We start from the raw sequence: 18,373 nt of genomic DNA, 5'->3' as shown, positions 1-18,373 counted from the left end.
CGCTCCCTCCTTATATACGAAGGGCCTATGCCCAAGGCCCCACCGCGCCCCGCAGCCCACAAGCCCGATCCCGCGCTTCAGTCCCTGCTCGAAGTCCACGAGGCCACGCTGTCCAACGGCCTGCGCGTCCGCCTGCTGCCCAACCCGCAGACGCCCGTCATCAGCCTCTACACCTTCTTCCAGGTGGGCTCGCGCAACGAGCGCCCCGGCATCACCGGCATCAGCCACCTCTTCGAGCACATGATGTTCAATGGCGCGAAGAAGTACGGCCCCAAGGAGTTCGACCGCACGCTGGAGTCCAACGGCGGCCGCTCCAACGCGTACACCTCCAATGACATGACGGTGTACTACGACGACTTCTCTTCGGACGCGCTGGAGACGGTGCTCGATCTGGAGTCGGACCGGATGCGCTCGCTGCGCATCTCGGACGCCACCCTGACCAGCGAGCGCCAGGTGGTGATGGAGGAGCGCCGCGTCCGCGTGGACAACGAGATCACCGGCATCATGGACGAGGAGCTGGGCACGCTCGTCTACAAGGCCCATCCGTACCGCTGGCCCGTCATCGGCTGGATGGCGGACATCGAGAACATCTCCCGCCAGGACTGCGAGCAGTACTTCCGCACGTACTACGCGCCCAACAACGCGGTGATGTATCTGTCCGGGGACTTCGATCCGAAGAAGACGCTGGCGCTCATCAAGCGCTACTACGGAAACATCCCCAAGGGCCCCAAGCCGCTGCCGGTGATTGACGCCGAGCCTGCGCAGAAGGGCGAGCGCCGCGCGGTGGTCCGCCACCCCGCCCAGTCGCCCTCGGTGATGATTGGCTTCCGCGGCCCGAAGGCCACCGAGATGGAGACCCAGGTGCTGGATGTCATCCAGTACGCCCTGAACAAGGGGGAGGGGAGCCGGCTGGTGAAGGGGCTCGTGTACGAGCAGCAGATCGCCGTCTCCGTCATGTTCGACTGGGGCTGGCGGATCGATCCCGGCACCGTCGTCTTCTACCTGGAGCTCAAGCCCGAGTCGGATCCCGAGAAGGCCGAGGCCGCTCTGTACGCGGAGCTGGAGAAGGTGGCCAAGGAGGGCCTCACCGAGCGCGAGCTGCAGAAGGCCAAGAACAACCTGCGCGCCGATCAGATGCGCGAGCTGGGCACCAACAATGGCCGCGCCCACGCCCTGGGGCACTACGAGGCGCTGCTGGGCTCGTGGCGCGAGCTGACGCTGCTGCCCTCGCGCTACGCCTCCATCACGAATGACCAGGTGAAGGCCGTGGCCGCGAAGTTCTTCTCTCCGGATCGCCGCTCGGTGGTGACGCTGCTGCCCGAGGCCGAAGCCGAGTCCCCGTCCGAGTCCGACACCGCCGCCGCCTGAGCCCCCGAGGAAAACCCACAATGGCCCCCCGTACCCGAGCCACTGCCAAAAAAGAGAAGTCCGCGGCCTCGCGCCCGCTCAAGCTCCCCACGGTCACCGAGACCACCACCTCCAGCGGCCTGACGGTGCTGGCCGCCGAGCGTGGCCCCCTGCCGCTGGTGTCCATGCGCTTGGTGCTGCGCGCGGGCAGCTCCACGGATCCGAAGGACAAGCACGGCCTGGCGGACTTCACCGTGCGCCTGCTGCGCCGAGGCACCGCGAAGATGCGCGCGGACGAGATCGATGAGGCCATCGAGTTCGTCGGCGCCAGCGTCGCGGGTGGAGTGAGCGAGGATCTGATGTCGATCTACGTCACCACACCCGCCGAGCACTTCGCGGCCATGCTCTCGGTGCTGGGGCAGTTGGTGCGCGAGCCCACCTTCCCGGAGAAGGAGTTCGACCTGGCCAAGGATCGCGCGCTGGCGCAGTTCGCCAACGATCTGGACGATCCGAGCACCATCGCGGACCGGGCCTTCACCCGGGCGCAGTGGGGCGATCACCCGTATGGGCATGACGTGGGGGGCTCGGCCTCGCACGTGCGTACCTTCATCCGGGAGGATGTGGTGCGCTTCCACCGCGAGCGCGTGGGCCCCAAGGGCGCCCTGCTCGTAGTAGTGGGCGCGGTGAAGCCGGAGGTGGTGGCCGCCGAGGCCGAGAAGGCCTTCGCAGGCTGGTCTCAGACGGACCAGCTGGATCCCTCGCCGGCTCCCGCCGCAGAGGGTGGAGTGCAGGCAGGCCGGATCCTCATCGTGGACAAGCCGGACCAGACGCAGTCGCAGGTGCGCATTGGCGGGCCGGGCTACCCGCTCGGGCACCCGGACTACTTCGCTGCTACCGCGATGAACATCGCCCTGGGCGGTGGCTTCACGTCGCGGCTCGTGAATGAGGTCCGCGTGGAGCGTGGTCTGTCCTACGGCGTGAGCAGCTACTTCGATGCCATGAGCGTCGGAGGGGCCTTCGCCATCAGCACCTTCACGAAGACGGAGTCCACGCGCGAGATCGTCGACGTGTCGCTGGGCGAAGTGGCCAAGGTGCGCAAGGGCGGCATCACGCCCAAGGAGCTCAAGTCGGCGCAGACGTACCTGGCCGGCCTCTACCCGATGCGCACGGAGACGAATGACTCGGTGGCCTCGGTGCTGGCGGACATCCGCGTGTACGGGCTCGGGGATGACTGGGTGGAGAAGTTCCGGGATCGGCTGCGCGCGGTGACGCCCAAGCAGGTGAAGGCGGTCTCCGCGAAGTACCTGTTCCCGAAGCCTCCGGCCATCGTGGTGCTGGGCAAGGCCTCCGAGGTGGAGAAGCAGCTCAAGCACCTCAAGCTGCCCATCACCGTGGTCCCCGTGTCGGAGTACGAGTGACCGGAGTCCGCGTTCTCCATGAGGGCGCGGGGCTGCTCGTGGTGGCCAAGCCCCCGGGGGTGCTCGTCATCCCCGGGCGCGGCGAGGGCGGGCCCTCCCTGCGCGAGCAGCTGGAGGAGCAGCTGCGCCGCAAGGTCTTCGTGGTGCACCGCCTGGATCGGGACACCTCCGGGGTGCTCGTGTTCGCCCTGGATGCCGAGCGGCACCGCGCGCTCTCCCAGGCCTTCGAGTCCGGCAAGGTCAAGAAGCGCTACCGGGCGCTGGTGGAGGGCAGGGTGGACGCGCCCCAGCTGGTGGACGCGGCGCTGGTGCCCGGGCGAAAGGGGCGCATGCGCGTGGCGCGCCCCGGCGAGCAGGGCAAGCCCTCGCGCACGCGCATCCGGCCCGTGGAGACCTTCGCGAAGGCCTCACTGGTAGAGGCCGAGCCCCTCACGGGCCGCACGCACCAGATCCGCGTGCACCTGCTGGAGCTGAAACACCCGCTGCTGGTGGACCACCAATATGGTCGCGCCGAACCGCTCACAGAGAAGGATCTCGGCGGTTCAGGCGATGCGGTGGTGCTGGCCAGGACGCCTCTGCATGCGGCGCGGCTGGAGTGGCCCGCGCTCTCAGGTGTAGAGGCGCGAGCGTTCGAAGCGCCTCTGCCCGACGACATGGCCCGGGCCCTGGAGCTGTTGCGGCAAGCCCCCGCCTGAGCTGCCCACAGGCCCATTCAGTCCAAACCTGCGCATTTATTCAGCCTTTTCGGCCTTGACCCATTTGTGTGGGAGATATTCCTATACTGGTTCTCCACGATTTACTATTGCATCCGAGTTTGATTGCACAGTAAAAATTCAACTGCGCAGCAATCAGGCTGGCACTGCAGGCGGCCGGCACCGCCAAGCAGGGGGGCACCATGGGCAGCGGTCACGAACAGATTTGGAACCTAGGGCATCGACTGAGGGCACTGTCCCTCGTGGTGCTCGCATCGTGCGGGAGCGCGGTCGACGAGGCCGCCGCTCCCGCTCAACAGCGCTCGACCCTCACCTCTGGCACGTGCGAGGTGAGGCCTCCTTTCACCCCGAACTTCGAGCCCGAGCTGGAGTGGCAGTGGACGGGCAGCACCGTTCTCCCCAACCACAAGCAGGTGATGATGACGCCTGTGGTGGTGGACGTGAACGGTGACAGCATCCCCGACGTCGTCTTCAACGCCTTCGCAGGCAACAACTACACCGAGAACGGCGTCATGCGCGCCATCAGCGGTGATGACGGCCACGACCTGTGGACGGTGACGAACACCGCCTATGAGGTCCGCGGCGCCGCCAGCATCGCAGCTGGAGACATTGATGGGGACGGGCTCGTAGAGCTGTGTACCGTCCCCGAGAATGGCCTCGGCGTCATCTGCTTCGAGAACGATGGAACGTTCAAGTTCCGCACCCCCGGCCAGTCGGCCAGCAACTGGGGTGGCCCCTCGCTCGCGGATCTGGATGGCGATGGCACCGTGGAGATCCTCGACGGCAACAGCGTCTACTCCAACACTGGCGCGCTGAAGTGGCGCGGCAGTGATGGAGCCGGTGGGGCCTCGGGTACAGGCCCGCTCTCCTTCGCCGTGGACATCGACCAGGATGCGGAGACCCGCCAACTGGAGGTCGTCAACGATCGCGCCATCTACCGCGCCGACGGCACTCCGCTGTGCGTGAACACCAGCATCGGCCATGGCCTCTCGGGCGTGGCCAACTTCGACAGCGACCCCAAGGGCGAAGTGGTTGTCGTGTGGGGCGGCTATGTGACGCTCATGGACGACAACTGCCAGACCCTGTGGACCACCGCGATCCCCGGAGGCGGGCAGGGTGGGCCACCCAACATCGCCGACTTCGACAACGACGGGCAGCCGGAGATCGGCGTGGCGGGCGCCACGATGTACTCGGTGCTGGACACGAACGGCGTCGTGCTCTGGTCCAGCCCCACGCAGGATGGGAGCTCCAACCGCACCGGCTCCTCCACCTTCGACTTCGAGGGCGATGGCCGCGCCGAGGTCGCCTACGCCGACGAGACCCAGCTGCGCATCTATGACGGCGCCACGGGCCAGATTCGCTTCCAGGTGGCCCACAGCTCGGGCACCACGTACGAGAACCCCGTCATCGTCGACGTGGACCACGACAACAACGCGGAGATCGTCATCGCCTCCAACAACTATGCCTTCGCGGGCGAGGCGGGCATCCGCGTCTTCAGGGACAAGCGGGACGGCTGGGTGAACACCCGCGCCATCTGGAACCAGCACGCCTACTCCGTCACCAACGTCAACGACGACGGCACCATCCCCCTGCACCCAGCCACCAACTGGCTCACGGCAGGCCTGAACACCTTCCGCTCCAACAGCCAGGGCAGCGGCTCCACCAGCCCCTTCGCCGCAGCGGATCTGGTCGCCTCGGAGGTGTCAGGCACCTGTGACAGCAGCACCCAGCGCGTGACGCTCACGGCCCGGGTGCGCAACCAGGGCGATGCGGCCGCCTCCGCGGGCCTGCCCGTCGCCTTCTACCGGGGCAACTCAGCCTCCGGCGGCACGCTGCTCGGCGTGGCCCATGTGGAGGCCGTGCTCGCCGCGGGTGCCGAGGCCTGGGTGACTCTGCCCATCGACGCGATCTCCGGCGGGCCGTACACCGTCTTCGCCGTGGCGGATGCCAACGGCAACGGCGAGAGCCGGGAGCTGGAGTGCCGCGAGGACAACAACGCGGGCTCGGCCTCCGTGAGCCTCTCGTGCGCCCCCGCGGGCGGCAGCTGCATCGAGGTCCGGCTCAACGACTACAACCTGTTCCTGCTCGGGAACTACACCGAGGGCCATGACCTCGTGGGCAAGGCCGCCGTGGGCGGCAATGTCACGATGACGGACTTCGCCGTGGGCTCCGGGCTCCCGGGCCCCGACTTCTCCAACACCCTGGTGGCCGGCGGCAACCTGACCCTCGCGCATGGCGCCGTCTGGGGTGACGCCGTCTACGGAGGCACCTACAGCGCCGACACCACCGTGTCCTATCCGCGCGGCACCGTGTCCAAGGGCACGCCCATCGACTTCACCGCCCGGTTCGAACAGCTGCGCAGCCTGTCCTCCCAGCTGGCCGGCCTGCCCGTCAACGGCACCACCAGCCGCAGGTCTTGGGGCGGCGTCATGCTGACCGGCACGAGCCCGGACGTGAACGTGTTCGACATGCCAGCCAGCATCTTCGCGGGCGCCACGCTGCTGTCCATCACCGCGCCTGAAGGCTCCCTGGCGGTGCTCAACATCCACGGCACCTCGGCCTACTTCAACGCGTTCGGCCACTCGTTCAGCGGCGGCATCAACCAGCGCGGCGTCCTCTTCAACTTCGTGGAGGCCACCACCCTCAACGCCCAGGGCTACGGCTTCTGGGGCACCGTGCTCGCCCCGCATGCCGACGTCACCTTCTTCGAGGGGAGCTGGGATGGCGGCCTGTACGCGAAGTCGCTGACGGGCAACGCCGAGGGCCACATCAACCCGCTCAACGACCACGACATCTGCCTGCAGTAGCAGCCTCGCGGGAGGGGCTCGAACCCGGGCTCCTCCCGCTTCGCCTCCGGGGCCGAAGGCTCAGTTCTGTCTGAGCTGGAAGCCGTTGGACGTCGCGATGTGGCCCCCAGAGTCCTCGGCGGTGATCGTGAGGTCGGCGCCGCTGCCGGCGTCCAGGGTGATCTCCTGGGAGCAGGTGCCCGCGCTGAATGGGCCGCACGTGGTCGGGGTGATCGACCCTCGGGAGACCTTCAACGTCACGGAGCCACGAAAGATATCCGCGTCCTCGCCCGCCGCCCGAACCCGGATGCTGAAGGGCCTCAGGCGGATCTGCGTCGGGATTTGATCGATCGACAGGCTGATGTCGTACGTCGGCTCCGGCTCTGGGTCCGGGTCCGGGTCTGGGTCTGGGTCCGGGTCCGGGTCCGGCGTCACCAGAAAGTGCTGCGCGAACGTCACCTGGCGGCCATCCGAGAGATCGATCCGGAGTTCGTGCTCGCCCTCGGGGAGCCCTGGGCCCACCTCCGCCAGGAGCCGCTTGCCTTGCTCCTCGCTCCGGAGGATGTCGAACGGCTGGTCCGCGATGCTCAGCCGTGCTGGGCTGTCCACGTTGGCTGAGTCCGAGGCGTAGTTGACCTTGAAGGGGAACGCGCCTTCCAAGTCCACTGTTAGCTGGACCTTCGCGTTCGCCGCCATGGACTGGGGCGTCACGGAGACAATGGAGGGCAGCGGCTGCTCAGACGACGAGCCGCACGCACACAACACCAGGGAGAGCGCCAAGGTCCGTCGGTTCACGGCGCACATCATACCCGGAACCCGTGCGCCGGGCCGCCCTGGAGAAGGCGCGCTCGCGCTTGGCCTCGCGGCCATCCTCCAGGGCCACCCGGATGCCGTGCAGGAGACCCGCTTCATGGTTCGTACCTCACTCCAAGCGATGCGCCGATCCCCCCCAGCTTCGCGTTCAGGTTTTGCGTCTGCGCCGGGCCGTACTCGCCGCGCAGTTCCATCAGGAGGCTCACCCGGCTGATGTGCCAGGCCCCTTGGGCGGCCAGGAAGGCCATGGGGGCGAGCTTGCTCTCGCCAAAGCTCGGCTGAAAGTCACTGGAGACCTGGTGCTTGAAGGGCAGCACCCCGGCCCCAGCGCGGCCGTAGAGCGAGAGGGCTGAGCGCTCGAACAGCGTGACGCGCGCCGCGGCCAGCACCGGGCCCGCGAGCACGCTCGAGTTCAACGTCCCGAAGCCATCGATTTGGGCCTCCAGCGCGGCGCGGCGCACTCCAGCCTCGGCCTCCGCCGCGATCCGGCCGCCCCAGACGGGCAGGGAATAGGACACCCCCAGCGCCGCCGCGGGCCCTCGGTTCGAGCCTCCTGCGAAGAATGCCCCCACGAGCAGGTGCATCGCCAGCTTCGCGCGGACGGGCTCGGCGGGCGGAGGCGCCTCGACCACCACGGGAGGCGGAGCGGGCGGAGCGGGCGGCGGCACGTCCTCCACGCGCTGAATCGCCACCTGAGCCCGCGCGGTGTCCTTGGATCCCCGGCGCTTCGCCTCGACGGAGGCGGACGTGGCCCCCTCCAGCGGAATCGCCCGGTAGAGCAGAAGCGTGCCCGGCTGCGCCTCCAGGCGGATGCCCTGGGCGGTGAGCTCCAACTCCGCGGCGCTCAGCGTCTCCTCGCCGGCCACCACCAGCCACCCGCCCGAGCGGGGCAGGGGCTCGGGCCCGAGCGTTGTCACCAGCGGCCGGACGTCCGGCACGTCGATCTTGGTCATCCGGTCCGTCTTCAGCGCGCCGCGGGTGGCCAGCACCCGGGCCTGCCTCACGCCGGGAGGCACCTCGACCGGCACCTGTGCCTTGCCTCGGCGGTTGGCCTTCACGGGGCCGAAGTGGGCGTCGGAGATCTCGATGATCACCTCGGCGCCGGGATCCGTGGAGATGGGCAGGTTCGTCCGCCCGAGCAGGGGAATGCGGACCACCGTCACCTCGGGAGGTCCCGAGGGCCGGTTCACCCAGAACGTCAGCACCGCCAGCAGCGGGTAGCGGACATCCGGAGGCGTCCACTGGAACTTGCGGACCTGACCGCTCTCCACCACCGGCTGCGCGAAGCTGCCCGCGGAGGCCGTCGCGCGGACAGGCCCGGTTCCCTCAGGAACCTGGACCTCGAGCTCCACGCCCTTGTCCTGCCCGAGCAGTACCCGGGCAGGCGTGGCCCGCACTTCCAGTGCTGCCGCTGCCGCAACCCCCGGCAAAACGGCGAGGACAGCCAAGAATAGCGGGAACACCCAGCGCATAGTGGATCCCCAGCCATGTTCCCTGTTGACCCGGCCAGCGTCAACACCCTGCTACAGCCCCATCACTCTTTGGGAGCAGCAGCGTCCGCGGAGGGCTCGGCCGTCTCTGTAGCCAAAGGTGCGAGCGGCTGCGGCTTATCCGCCGGGCCCGTCTGGCGCGCGGACGGAGGGCTGAAGGCGGGCTTCTCCGTGGAAGCGCCGCCGCGGCCATGGACCAGCGTCTTCGTCTCGGACTTGAAGGCGATGTCCACCTTGTCACCGCGCACCGCCGACACCAGCCCGAGCCCGAACGTCGGGTGCTGGATCACCTGGTCCACCTGGTAGGTGTCCTTGGGGCTGTACTTCGGCGCGTTGGCGATGTCCTTGCCGGCCAGCTGCTCCTCGAAGGAGATGACCACCTTTTCGGGCTTCTCGGCGCGCGGCGTGCTGGAGGCGCGCGAGGTGGAGCTGCGCGAAGCAGTGGGGCGATCCGTGGTGCCCGGAGCGGCGCGGTAGGCGTGATCGCCGCCGCATGTGTTGCAGCGCACGCGTGCGATCTTGGTGCCCACCATCGCCAGAATGGTGTGAGCCAGGGTGAGCTTGCAGCGAGTACAAGGCGCGTCGACCTCGCCGCCAACCTTATGAGTAGCCATCGGGGTGCTCGGTTTCGGGCCCAGGGGGGCCCTCGTCAGGAGAAAAAGGGGGGCGCAACATAAAGTCCGTCCCACGGAAGCACAACCACCGCGAGACGGGCACTTGTGCCGCTGGCTCAGGCACGTAGAGTGGGGTCCGTTCGTTTCCTCCCTACCCACCTATGGCCACCGAGAACGCAGACAAGGCGCCCAAGGATCCCCACCCGCTGCTCCAGGGGATCGAGAACTTCGGCAAAGGGGCCATCGGAGTGGTCTCCGACATCGGCGGGGTGACGTACCTGGGCATCCAGGTCTTCCGCTGGGCATTCAAGCGGCCTTACCGGCTGCAGAACATGTTCTCCCAGCTGGACTTCGTGGGGGTGGGCTCCATCTTCATCGTGGCGCTCACGGGGGTGTTCACCGGCATGGTGTTCGCCCACCAGTCCTCGCGCGCCTTCGAGCTGTTCGACGCGGAGAGCATGGTGGGCCCCACCGTGGCGCTCACCCTCACGCGCGAGCTGGCCCCGGTGTTCTCCGCCCTCATGGTCACCATGCGCGCTGGCTCGGCCATGTGCACGGAGCTGGGCACCATGCGCGTCACCGAGCAGGTGGACGCGCTGGAGACCATGGCCGTCAACCCCATTCAATACCTGCTGGTCCCCCGGGTGCTCTCCGGCCTCATCATGGTCCCGGTGCTCACCATGCTCTTCAACACCACGGGCATGTGCGGCTCGTACTTCGTGTCGGTGGTGGCCAAGGGCATCTCCGCCGGTACCTTCCTCAACCGCACCCAGCAGTGGCTGGACCCCATCGATCTCTATGAGGGCCTCATCAAGGGCGCCATCTTCGGGCTCTCGGTGACGCTGGTGTGCTGCTACAAGGGGTTCAACGCCTCGGGCGGCGCCAAGGGCGTCGGCCAGGCGACCACGGAGGCGATGGTGGCCAGCGCGCTCTCCATCTTCATCCTGGATTTCTTCGTCGGCGTGATGCTGCACTAGCGCATGGCCACCGCCGCCCCAGAGACGGCCGCCGAGCGGCCGATGATTCAGGTCGTCGATCTCCACAAGACGTTTGGGGCCCAGAAGGTGCTCACCGGCATCAATGTGACGGTCCCCGAGGGCAAGACGTGCGTCATCCTGGGGGGCTCGGGCTCCGGGAAGACGGTGCTGATGAAGCACATGATCGGCCTGCTCAAGCCGGACCAGGGCCAGGTCTTCGTGGACGGGGAGGACATCGTCCCCCTGGGCGACTCGGAGATAGAGCGGGTGCGGCGCAAGTTCGGCATGGTGTTCCAGGCCGCGGCGCTCTTCGACTCGATGAACGTGTTCGAGAACGTGGCCTTCCCCCTGCGCGAGCACCGCAAGGGCTGGAGCGAGGAGCAGGTGCGCGCCGCTGTCCGCGCCAAGCTGGACATCATGGGCCTGCCGGTGTCCGTGGAGTCCAAGTTCCCGGCGGATCTGTCCGGCGGCATGCGCAAGCGCGTGGGCCTGGCCCGCGCCGTGGTGCTCGAGCCGAAGATCGTCCTCTATGACGAGCCCACCACGGGCCTGGACCCCATCACCACCGCCTACGTGGACGAGATGATCCTGGAGGCCCAGGCCAAGCTCAAAGTCACGAGCGTGGTCATCAGCCACGACATCGCCTCGGCCTTCAACGTAGGGGACTACATCGCCTTCCTGTCCAAGGGGCTCATCATCGAGTTCGGCCCGCCCGAGCAGTTGCGCAACTCCGAGAACCCCGTGGTCAAGAATTTCCTACAGACGTGGTTCGACAAGAACTGACACTCGGGTTGGAAAAGGTGGCACGCGGACGGCAAACCGCTAGAGTCGCCCCGGCCGGACCCCCTCGGAGTCACCCCTGGTGAAGAAGCTCGTCACGCCGTTCCGTGTAGGACTGCTGGTGCTCGCCGCTGGGGCCTTCTTCTTCGCGTTCTTCGTGTTCGCGAAGAAGGGAGGTTTGAGCGAGAAGGAGTCCATCAACGTCTTCGCGTACTTCCGGGACGCCTCGGGCCTGAGCGCGAAGAGCCGCGTGCAGATCGCCGGTATCGCCGTGGGAGAGATCACCGCCATCTCCCTGGAGGGCACTCGCGCCAAGGTGTGGCTGCGCATCCGCAATGACGTGGAGCTGCGCCAGGACGCCATCCTCACCAAGCGCTCCGAGTCCCTGCTGGGCGACTACCTGCTCGACTTGAACCCTGGCACCGAGCAGGGCGCTACCATGGAGGAGGGCGGGCAGATCAAACGGGTGATCGACACCCAGGGCATGGAAGCCGTCTTCCAGTCCCTCAGCCAGATCACCGCGGACATCCAACAGGTGACGGCGGCGCTGCGGGACGTGCTCGGTGGAGAGCGCGGCGCGGGCTCGCTGCAGCGGATTGTGGAGAACCTCATCCACCTGTCCGAGTCCGTGGACAACACGGTGCGCACCAGCGGCGAGAAGCTCAACGCCATCCTCACCAACTTCGAGGGCGTCTCCGCGGACGTGCGCGGGCTGACCGCCGAGAACGAGGCGGAAGTCACCCGCATCGTCAACAACATCGAGGGCATCACCAAGGACGTGCGCGAGGTGTTGGCCACCGTGAAGCACGTGGTGGGCACCAACGAGGGAGACCTGAAGGAAGGCGTCTCCAGCCTGAAGGACACGATCCAGAAGCTGGACCGGACCCTGGGCAACCTGGAGCAGATCACCCAGACGGTGCGCGAAGGGGAGGGCACCGTGGGCGCGCTGCTGGCCGACAAGCAGCTGGGCCAGAAGCTCACCGAGGCCGTCTCGGACGTGACGGACTACGCCAACCGGCTCACCGGCATGCAGACCGAGGTGGGGTTGAACGCCTCGTACCTGCTGTCCCAGGGCCGCGCCAAGAACGGCGTGTCCCTGCGCCTCATCCCCAAGCCGGACAAGTACTACCTGCTCGAGATCATCGACGATCCCCGGGGCCTCGTAGAGGTGCAGGTGGTCCAGAACAACCCGCCCGCCTCCGGCGAGCCGGTGGTGCAGACGCAGAAGATCATCAAAGAGACGTACAAGATCAGCGCCCAGTTCGCGAAGCGCTACTACTTCACCACCCTGCGCTTCGGCCTCATCGAGTCCACCGGTGGCGTGGGCGCGGACTTGCACTTCCTCAAGGACGCGCTGGAGCTGAAGCTGGACGCCTTCAACTTCTCCGCCGAGGAGCTGCGCTACCCCCGGCTGCGCGCCACCCTGCGCGCCCAGGCCTTCGAGCACCTGTTCGTCATGGCCGGCATGGATGACATCCTCAACGCCCAGCAGCGCGACACGGCCACCCAGCGCCTGATCGCCGGCCGGGACTTCTTCTTCGGCGGCGGCCTCTTCTTCACGGATGATGACCTGAAGGCCCTTCTTCCGTCCGTGCCCTCTCCTTGAGCGGGCGTCTTGACCTGAGCGCGGGAACGAAGTACCCCGCTGCGGCACGGGTCTTGCCCTGACGCGCCGTGCCGAGAGTCTCAACTCCTGCCTTCTCTCCCAGGAAGCCTCATGTCTCTGCTCGTCGTCGGCTCGGTCGCGCTGGATTCGGTGGAAACCCCTTTCGGTAAGAAGGAAGAGGTGCTGGGTGGCTCGGCCACCTTCTTCTCCACCGCTGCCTCCTTCTTCAACCCCGTGCAGCTGGTCGCCGTGGTGGGTGAGGACTTCCCCGAGGCCCACGTCCAGTTCCTCAAGGCCCGCGGCATCGGCCTGGACGGCCTCACCCGGGAGAAGGGCCGCACCTTCCGCTGGAAGGGCAAGTACGGCTTCCAGCTGAACGAGGCCCAGACGCTGGACACCCAGCTCAACGTCTTCCAGGACTTCGCCCCCAAGCTGCCCGAGGCCTACAAGGGCGCCCCCTACGTCTTCCTGGGCAACATCCACCCGGAGCTCCAGTCCCAGGTGCTGGATCAGGTGAAGGGCCCGAAGCTGGTGGCCGCCGACACCATGAACTTCTGGATCAACGGCACCCGCGAGGCCCTGCTCAAGACGCTCAAGCGGGTGAACCTGCTCTTCGTCAATGACGCGGAGATCCGCCAGCTCTCCGGCGAGCACAACATCGTCAAGGCCGCCCGCGCCGTGCACACCATGGGCCCCTCGCGCGTGGTGGTAAAGCGCGGCGAGTACGGCGCGCTCCTCTTCGAGAAGGACCACATCTTCGCCTGCCCCGCCTTCCCGCTGGAGGACGTGTTCGATCCCACCGGCGCGGGGGACACCTTCGCCGGCGGCTTCATGGGCACCCTGGCCACCGCCGGCCGCTTCGAGCCCGATGTCATCCGCCGCGCCATGGTCATGGGCAGCGTCATGGCCTCGTTCGCCGTCGAGCGCTTCAGCCTGGACCGCCTGCGCGATCTCACCCAGCCCGAGATTCACAAGCGCTTCAGTGAATTCAAGCGGTTGACCCACTTCGAAGACCTGGCAGCCCTGCAGGCCTGAAAAAACCGTTCTCCCGGACTTGACGGTGTGTGGTAGACGGGCGTACTGTCTGCCTACGCTGTCTTTTTTCCAAGTTCCTGGAAGCCTCCGGGAGAGAATGGAAGGCGCTGCTGTGGAGGACCTCGCTTCGATGGACAACCGGAAGTCCGGACGGGTGACATCCCGCATGCGCTGCTGGTGCGAGGGTGACAACGTCACCCTGTACTCGCGGGTGGGCAACCTGAGCGAGGGCGGTCTCTTCCTGCGGACGAGCACCCCGATGCGAGAGGGGACTCGGACGGCGGTCCGTCTGGGGGCAGGGGAGGAGAGCGGGCAGGCTTTCCAGACAATGGCCAAGGTCGTCTGGACGCGCCAGAATGGCAAGTCGTGGCCGCCTGGAATGGGGCTGCAGTTCGAGCCGCTGGATGCTACCAGTCTGGAGCGGCTCAGGCAGATCATCTCCCACGAGCGCGCGCGCTGGCCCGAGGCTTGAGAGGCGGCTGGCCGAGGCAAACCCATGCGGATCGCAGTCATCTCCGATATCCACTCCAACATCGAGGCGCTCACCGAGGTGCTCCGCACGGCCGACCGCCACAAGGTGGACCGGATCGTCTCGCTGGGAGACATCGTCGGCTACGGGGCCTCGCCCAACGAGTGCTGTGACTTGGTGCGCTCGGTGACGGAGGTGACGCTGCTGGGCAACCACGATGCCGCGGTGGCCGGGCGGATGGACTACTCGTACTACTACGACGCGGCCCGGCACGCGCTGGACTGGTCCGCCAGCGTGCTCGCGGAGGAGAACCTCTCGTGGCTGCGCAGCCTGCCGTACACGTACCGCATTGGCGAGGTGGGCTTCTGCCACGGCTCGCCCATTGAGCCCAAGGCGTACGAGTACATCTTCGCGCTGGAGCAGGCCCGGGAGCTGACGCCCTTCGTGGCGGAGCTGCCGGAGGTGACGTTCATCGGCCACAGCCACCTGTGCAAGGCGTTCGCGATCGGCAACGGCGAGGTGAATGACGTGGTGGCCCAGAAGTTCGGCATCCGCCGGGGCTACAAGTACATCATCTCGGTGGGCAGCGTGGGGCAGCCTCGGGACTACGACAACCGGGCGTGCTTCGTCATCTGCGACACGGACGCGCGCACGGTGGAGTACACCCGCGTGGAGTACGACATTGAAACGGCCGCGCAGAAGATCTTCGACGCGGATCTGGCGCTGAACTTCGGCAAGCGCCTGTTCCTGGGCGTCTGAGCCGCGCTGGGAGGCCCTCTGGGGGGCCTTTGAGGGCGCTTGGGCCCCCCGTTGAAATGCGGCGGGGCGGCCGGAACCGTGGCATATACCGGCCCCATGGTGCGCAACCCCCGCCTGAAGACCCTGAGTCGGCCCCTGGTGGGCCTGGCCTCCACCGTCCTGCTCGCGCTGGCCCCCGTGGGGTGCAGCAAGAAGCCCGGCCCGCCGTCCGAGGCCTACGAGCAGGCCCACACGCGCTTCAGCAAGCTGTACGCGCAGCAGCTGGATGATGCGTTCACCGATCCGCAGATGGACGAGATCGATGCGCTGCTGACGCAGGTTCCGCCGGACAGCATGGACGCGTCCTCCGCGCGCGAGCTGCAGCAGCGCATCAAGGACGGCAAGGCGAAGGTGGAGAAGCGGCGCCGGGAAGCGGAGGCGTCCATCGCCGCGGCGAATGAGAGGGACTCGTTCCCGTCCACTCCTCTGCCAGGCGAGCCGGAGCAGGCTCCTCCGTCTCCTTCAGCTCCTCTGGATGCGGGCCCGAACATCCAGGGTCCCGTGAGGGGCTCTCCGGCGTCCGAGCTCACGGCCGGCTACCTGGGGTGCTTCCAGCGCATGAAGTCGATCACCGTGACGGGCCGAGGGCAGAGGGATGCCTGGGAGATGGCCGAGCGGGCGCGGTGCAGCCAGCAGTTCCCGAGCTTCGTGGGCCAGGTGGTCATCATCGAAGACGACAAGGTGTTCGCGGTGTTACCGAAGAGCGCCGTGACCGTTACCTTCGAGACGAAGGATGGCGGGACGACGACGGGGGATGCCACCCCCCAGCCTCAGCAGTAAGCGGGCTGCTCCCTTCAGGACATTCGAGATACCGCACGTATGAACGAACAGACTTTCATGAAGTTGATGCAGCTCCTGCCCAAGTCCGCCCTCTCGTCTGCGGTGGGGCTGGCCACGCGGTTGCCGGCGCCGGCTCCGGTGCACCGGATGGCGATGAAGGCCTTCGCCAAGGCGTACAACGTGGACATGGACGAGGCGGAGCACGCGTTCGATCGGTACTCCACCTTCGCGGAGTTCTTCACCCGCGGGCTGAAGCCGGGCTTGCGCCCGGTCGACGCGGGCGAGAAGGTGGTGGTGTCTCCGGTGGACGGGCGGGTGTCCCAGGTGGGCTACTCGGACAACGGGCGGTGCCTGCAGGCCAAGGGCATCGAGTACACGGTGGACGAGCTGCTCGGGGACAAGGAAGCCGCCAAGCCGTTCCACGGGGGCGCCTGGACGACGATCTACCTGTCGCCTCGGGACTACCACCGCATCCACGCGCCGTTGGGCGGGATGATCACGGGCTACGCGTACATTCCGGGCGAGTTCTGGCCGGTGAACCCGGCGTCCGTGAAGAACAAGCAGTCGCTGTTCTGCGTGAACGAGCGGCTGGTGACGTACCTGGACACCGTGGCGGGCAAGTGCGCCGTGGTGAAGGTGGGCGCCACGTGCGTGTCGCGAATCAAGGCGGCGTATGACGAAGTCATCACCCACGCGGGCAAGCCGGGGAAGGTGCACGCGTACTCGACGCACCTGCCGGTGGAGAAGGGCGGGGAGCTGGGCCGCTTCGAGATGGGGTCCACGGTGATCCTGCTGTTCGAGCCCAAGCGCGTGAAGTGGGAAGACGGCCTGCAGCCGGAGGAAGTGGTGCGGCTGGGGCGGCGCATCGGGGAGATTGTGTGAGCCAGAAGATCAACGGTGTGAAGGGGATGAATGATCTGCTGCCCGGGGAGCTGGGCGGCGACATGGCACCGGTGGAGGTGTGGCAGCACGTGGAGCGCACGACTCGGGAGCTGTTTGCCCGGTTCGGCTATGGCGAGATCCGCACGCCGATGGTGGAGGACACGGCGCTCTTCGTGCGCAGCGTGGGCGAGGAGACGGACATCGTCGGCAAGGAGATGTACACGTTCGAGGACAAGGGCGGGCGGAGCTTGTCCCTGCGTCCGGAGGGCACGGCACCGGCGGTGCGGGCGTTCATCGAGCACTCGGTGGCGAACCAGGAGCCGCTGACGCGCTGGTACTACATCGGCCCGATGTTCCGGTACGAGCGGATGAAGACGGGCCGCTACCGGCAGTTCTTCCAGATTGGGGCGGAGGCCATCGGCTCGCGCGAGGCGGCGCAGGACGTGGAGCTGATGGACATGGTGGTGCAGTTGCTGGAGGCGCTGGGGCTGAAGGAGGTGTCGCTGAACCTGAACTCGCTCGGGGATGACGCGTGCCGGCCGGCGTACCACCAGAAGCTGGTGGAGTACCTGACGGCGCACCGGGAGGAGCTGTGCGGGGACTGCCAGCGGCGGCTCGAGACCAACCCGATGCGGGTGTTGGACTGCAAGAACGAGAAGTGCCAGGCGGTGGTCCAGGCGGCGCCGAACATCCTCCAGTTCCTGTGTGAGCCGTGCAAGGCGCACTTTGACGAGGTGAAGCGCAAGCTGGACGCGCTGGGCGTGAAGTACGTGGTCAACCCGAAGATTGTGCGCGGGCTGGACTACTACACGCGCACGACGTTCGAGTTCATCGCGGCGCACCCGGCGCTGGGGACGGCGAGCACGGTGGGCGGCGGCGGCCGGTACGACAAGCTGTTGAAGGGCCTGGGCGGGCCGGACCTGCCGGCGGTGGGGTTCGGGCTGGGGCTGGACCGGCTGACGCTGCTGCTGAAGGAGAGCGGGCAGAAGTTCAGCACGCCTCCGGACGTGTTCATCGCGGTGGCGGACGAGGGCTCGGGAGACGCGGCGTTCGCGCTGGCGAGCAAGCTGCGGCGCGAGGGGCTCAAGGTGGAGTTCGACACGCGCGGCGGCAGCCTGAAGAGCCAGATGAAGCGGGCCGACAAGACGAAGGCGCGCTACACGCTGGTGCTCGGACAGGCGGAGCGGGAGAGCGGGAAGGGTCAGCTCAAGCGGATGGCGGACGGCCAGCAGTTCCCGGTGGCCCTGTCCGAGATTGTCCAGACCGTGCGCTCCGCGCCGCCGGCCTGATGGGCTTCTCCCGGTGGATCAGCCCGCCGGGGGACCCCATTGCAGAGGATCCCAGACGTAGTCTTCTGCTGGGATCAGCTTCATGTTCGTCAGGCCGTGGCGAGCCACGAAGCCCGCGAAGCGTTCGGAGACGATGTCGGTTCCAGGCAAGCCTCGGGCACGGAAGACGTCCTCGTCCTGCCACGTTCCGGGCTCCAGGGTGAAACCGTGGACCGTGTCCAGGCCTGCGGAGCGGCATTCCTCGCACGTGATGGGATCGCCATAGCGCAAGCGGCTGCGGGCCATATCCACGGCGGCGCGGCTGAAGTGCGGCGTGACGACAAAGTAGCGAGGCACAACTCCAGGCTTGGGGCCCTTCTTCTTCCTGCGCACGCGCACTACCTCGGCAGGGGTGAAGCCGCTCAACCCTATCAGCCCCTCTGACTGAAACGCCTCGGCCATCCGCTCGGAGAGAAGGAAGCTATAGCCAGGGCCTTTGACGAAGTCCCCGAGGCTCTGTCCGTACAGTTCCAATTCCACACGGTAGGGCTGCAGCCATGTCCTCATGGCGAGTCCTGCGTTGCACCGGCTGCAACG

At 67.3% G+C, this 18,373-nt stretch carries 17 protein-coding genes; 13 read left to right on the top strand and 4 right to left on the bottom strand.

Annotation, left to right across the window (positions count from 1 at the left end; genetic code table 11):
* Positions 1–27: 27 nt before the first annotated feature.
* The 4 genes from DB31_RS08245 (at position 28) to DB31_RS08230 (ending at position 6,285) form a co-directional block, all read left to right on the top strand.
* Complete coding sequence (locus tag DB31_RS08245; RefSeq protein ID WP_044184917.1) at positions 28–1,368, top strand: M16 family metallopeptidase; 1,341 nt, start codon at positions 28–30, stop codon at positions 1,366–1,368.
* Positions 1,369–1,388: 20 nt separating this feature from the next.
* A complete protein-coding gene (locus DB31_RS08240) occupies positions 1,389–2,765 on the top strand; it encodes a M16 family metallopeptidase (RefSeq protein WP_052419804.1) in 1,377 nt (458 codons plus the stop codon).
* Positions 2,762–3,460, top strand: coding sequence for an RluA family pseudouridine synthase (locus tag DB31_RS08235; protein WP_044184914.1), 699 nt, complete (start codon positions 2,762–2,764; stop codon positions 3,458–3,460). The genes DB31_RS08240 and DB31_RS08235 overlap by 4 nt, the downstream gene beginning before the upstream one ends.
* Before the next feature lie 200 nt (positions 3,461–3,660).
* Positions 3,661–6,285, top strand: coding sequence for a choice-of-anchor A family protein (locus tag DB31_RS08230; RefSeq protein WP_083968074.1), 2,625 nt, complete (start codon positions 3,661–3,663; stop codon positions 6,283–6,285).
* 60 nt (positions 6,286–6,345) lie between these two features.
* Here DB31_RS08230 and DB31_RS08225 read toward each other — a convergent pair whose 3' ends face one another.
* The 3 genes from DB31_RS08225 to DB31_RS08215 all read right to left on the bottom strand — a co-directional run bounded on the left by DB31_RS08225 (position 6,346) and on the right by DB31_RS08215 (position 9,181).
* A complete protein-coding gene (locus DB31_RS08225; RefSeq protein ID WP_157231875.1) occupies positions 6,346–7,059 on the bottom strand; it encodes a hypothetical protein in 714 nt (237 codons plus the stop codon).
* Positions 7,060–7,172: 113 nt separating this feature from the next.
* Positions 7,173–8,474: a hypothetical protein gene (locus DB31_RS08220; RefSeq protein ID WP_052419802.1), complete on the bottom strand. Its 1,302-nt coding sequence runs from the start codon at positions 8,472–8,474 to the stop codon at positions 7,173–7,175.
* A 137-nt stretch (positions 8,475–8,611) separates the two neighbouring features.
* Positions 8,612–9,181, bottom strand: a complete 570-nt coding sequence (locus DB31_RS08215; protein WP_044184905.1) for a hypothetical protein — start codon at positions 9,179–9,181, stop codon at positions 8,612–8,614.
* Between the two features lie 161 nt (positions 9,182–9,342).
* Between DB31_RS08215 and DB31_RS08210 the strand changes: the two genes are divergently transcribed.
* From DB31_RS08210 to hisS, 9 genes are all read left to right on the top strand, one after another.
* Entirely contained in the window at positions 9,343–10,158 is an 816-nt protein-coding gene (locus tag DB31_RS08210; RefSeq protein ID WP_044184902.1) for an MlaE family ABC transporter permease, read from the top strand.
* Between the two features lie 42 nt (positions 10,159–10,200).
* On the top strand, positions 10,201–10,941 hold the full coding sequence (locus DB31_RS08205) for an ABC transporter ATP-binding protein (RefSeq protein WP_044186136.1): 741 nt from the start codon (positions 10,201–10,203) through the stop codon (positions 10,939–10,941).
* Between the two features lie 79 nt (positions 10,942–11,020).
* Positions 11,021–12,544 carry an MlaD family protein gene (locus DB31_RS08200; RefSeq protein ID WP_044184899.1) on the top strand — a complete coding sequence of 508 codons (1,524 nt, stop codon included), beginning with the start codon at positions 11,021–11,023 and terminating at the stop codon, positions 12,542–12,544.
* Between the two features lie 111 nt (positions 12,545–12,655).
* Positions 12,656–13,579, top strand: coding sequence for a PfkB family carbohydrate kinase (locus tag DB31_RS08195; RefSeq protein WP_044184896.1), 924 nt, complete (start codon positions 12,656–12,658; stop codon positions 13,577–13,579).
* A gap of 97 nt (positions 13,580–13,676) precedes the next feature.
* Complete coding sequence (locus DB31_RS08190; RefSeq protein WP_240486588.1) at positions 13,677–14,051, top strand: TIGR02266 family protein; 375 nt, start codon at positions 13,677–13,679, stop codon at positions 14,049–14,051.
* A gap of 24 nt (positions 14,052–14,075) precedes the next feature.
* Entirely contained in the window at positions 14,076–14,807 is a 732-nt protein-coding gene (locus tag DB31_RS08185; protein WP_044184894.1) for a metallophosphoesterase family protein, read from the top strand.
* A 78-nt stretch (positions 14,808–14,885) separates the two neighbouring features.
* Positions 14,886–15,626, top strand: coding sequence for a hypothetical protein (locus DB31_RS08180; protein WP_205628478.1), 741 nt, complete (start codon positions 14,886–14,888; stop codon positions 15,624–15,626).
* A gap of 39 nt (positions 15,627–15,665) precedes the next feature.
* Positions 15,666–16,508: an archaetidylserine decarboxylase gene (asd, locus tag DB31_RS08175; protein ID WP_044184890.1), complete on the top strand. Its 843-nt coding sequence runs from the start codon at positions 15,666–15,668 to the stop codon at positions 16,506–16,508.
* 26 nt (positions 16,509–16,534) lie between these two features.
* Positions 16,535–17,797, top strand: a complete 1,263-nt coding sequence (hisS, locus tag DB31_RS08170; RefSeq protein ID WP_240486644.1) for a histidine--tRNA ligase — start codon at positions 16,535–16,537, stop codon at positions 17,795–17,797.
* A gap of 18 nt (positions 17,798–17,815) precedes the next feature.
* Here the strand turns inward: hisS and DB31_RS50355 are convergent, their stop codons facing one another.
* Positions 17,816–18,343: a hypothetical protein gene (locus DB31_RS50355; protein WP_240486587.1), complete on the bottom strand. Its 528-nt coding sequence runs from the start codon at positions 18,341–18,343 to the stop codon at positions 17,816–17,818.
* Positions 18,344–18,373 lie beyond the last annotated feature (30 nt).

Source organism: Hyalangium minutum (genome assembly GCF_000737315.1).
Taxonomy (GTDB): Bacteria; Myxococcota; Myxococcia; order Myxococcales; family Myxococcaceae; genus Hyalangium; species Hyalangium minutum.
This window is presented reverse-complemented; position numbering and strand designations above follow the sequence as displayed.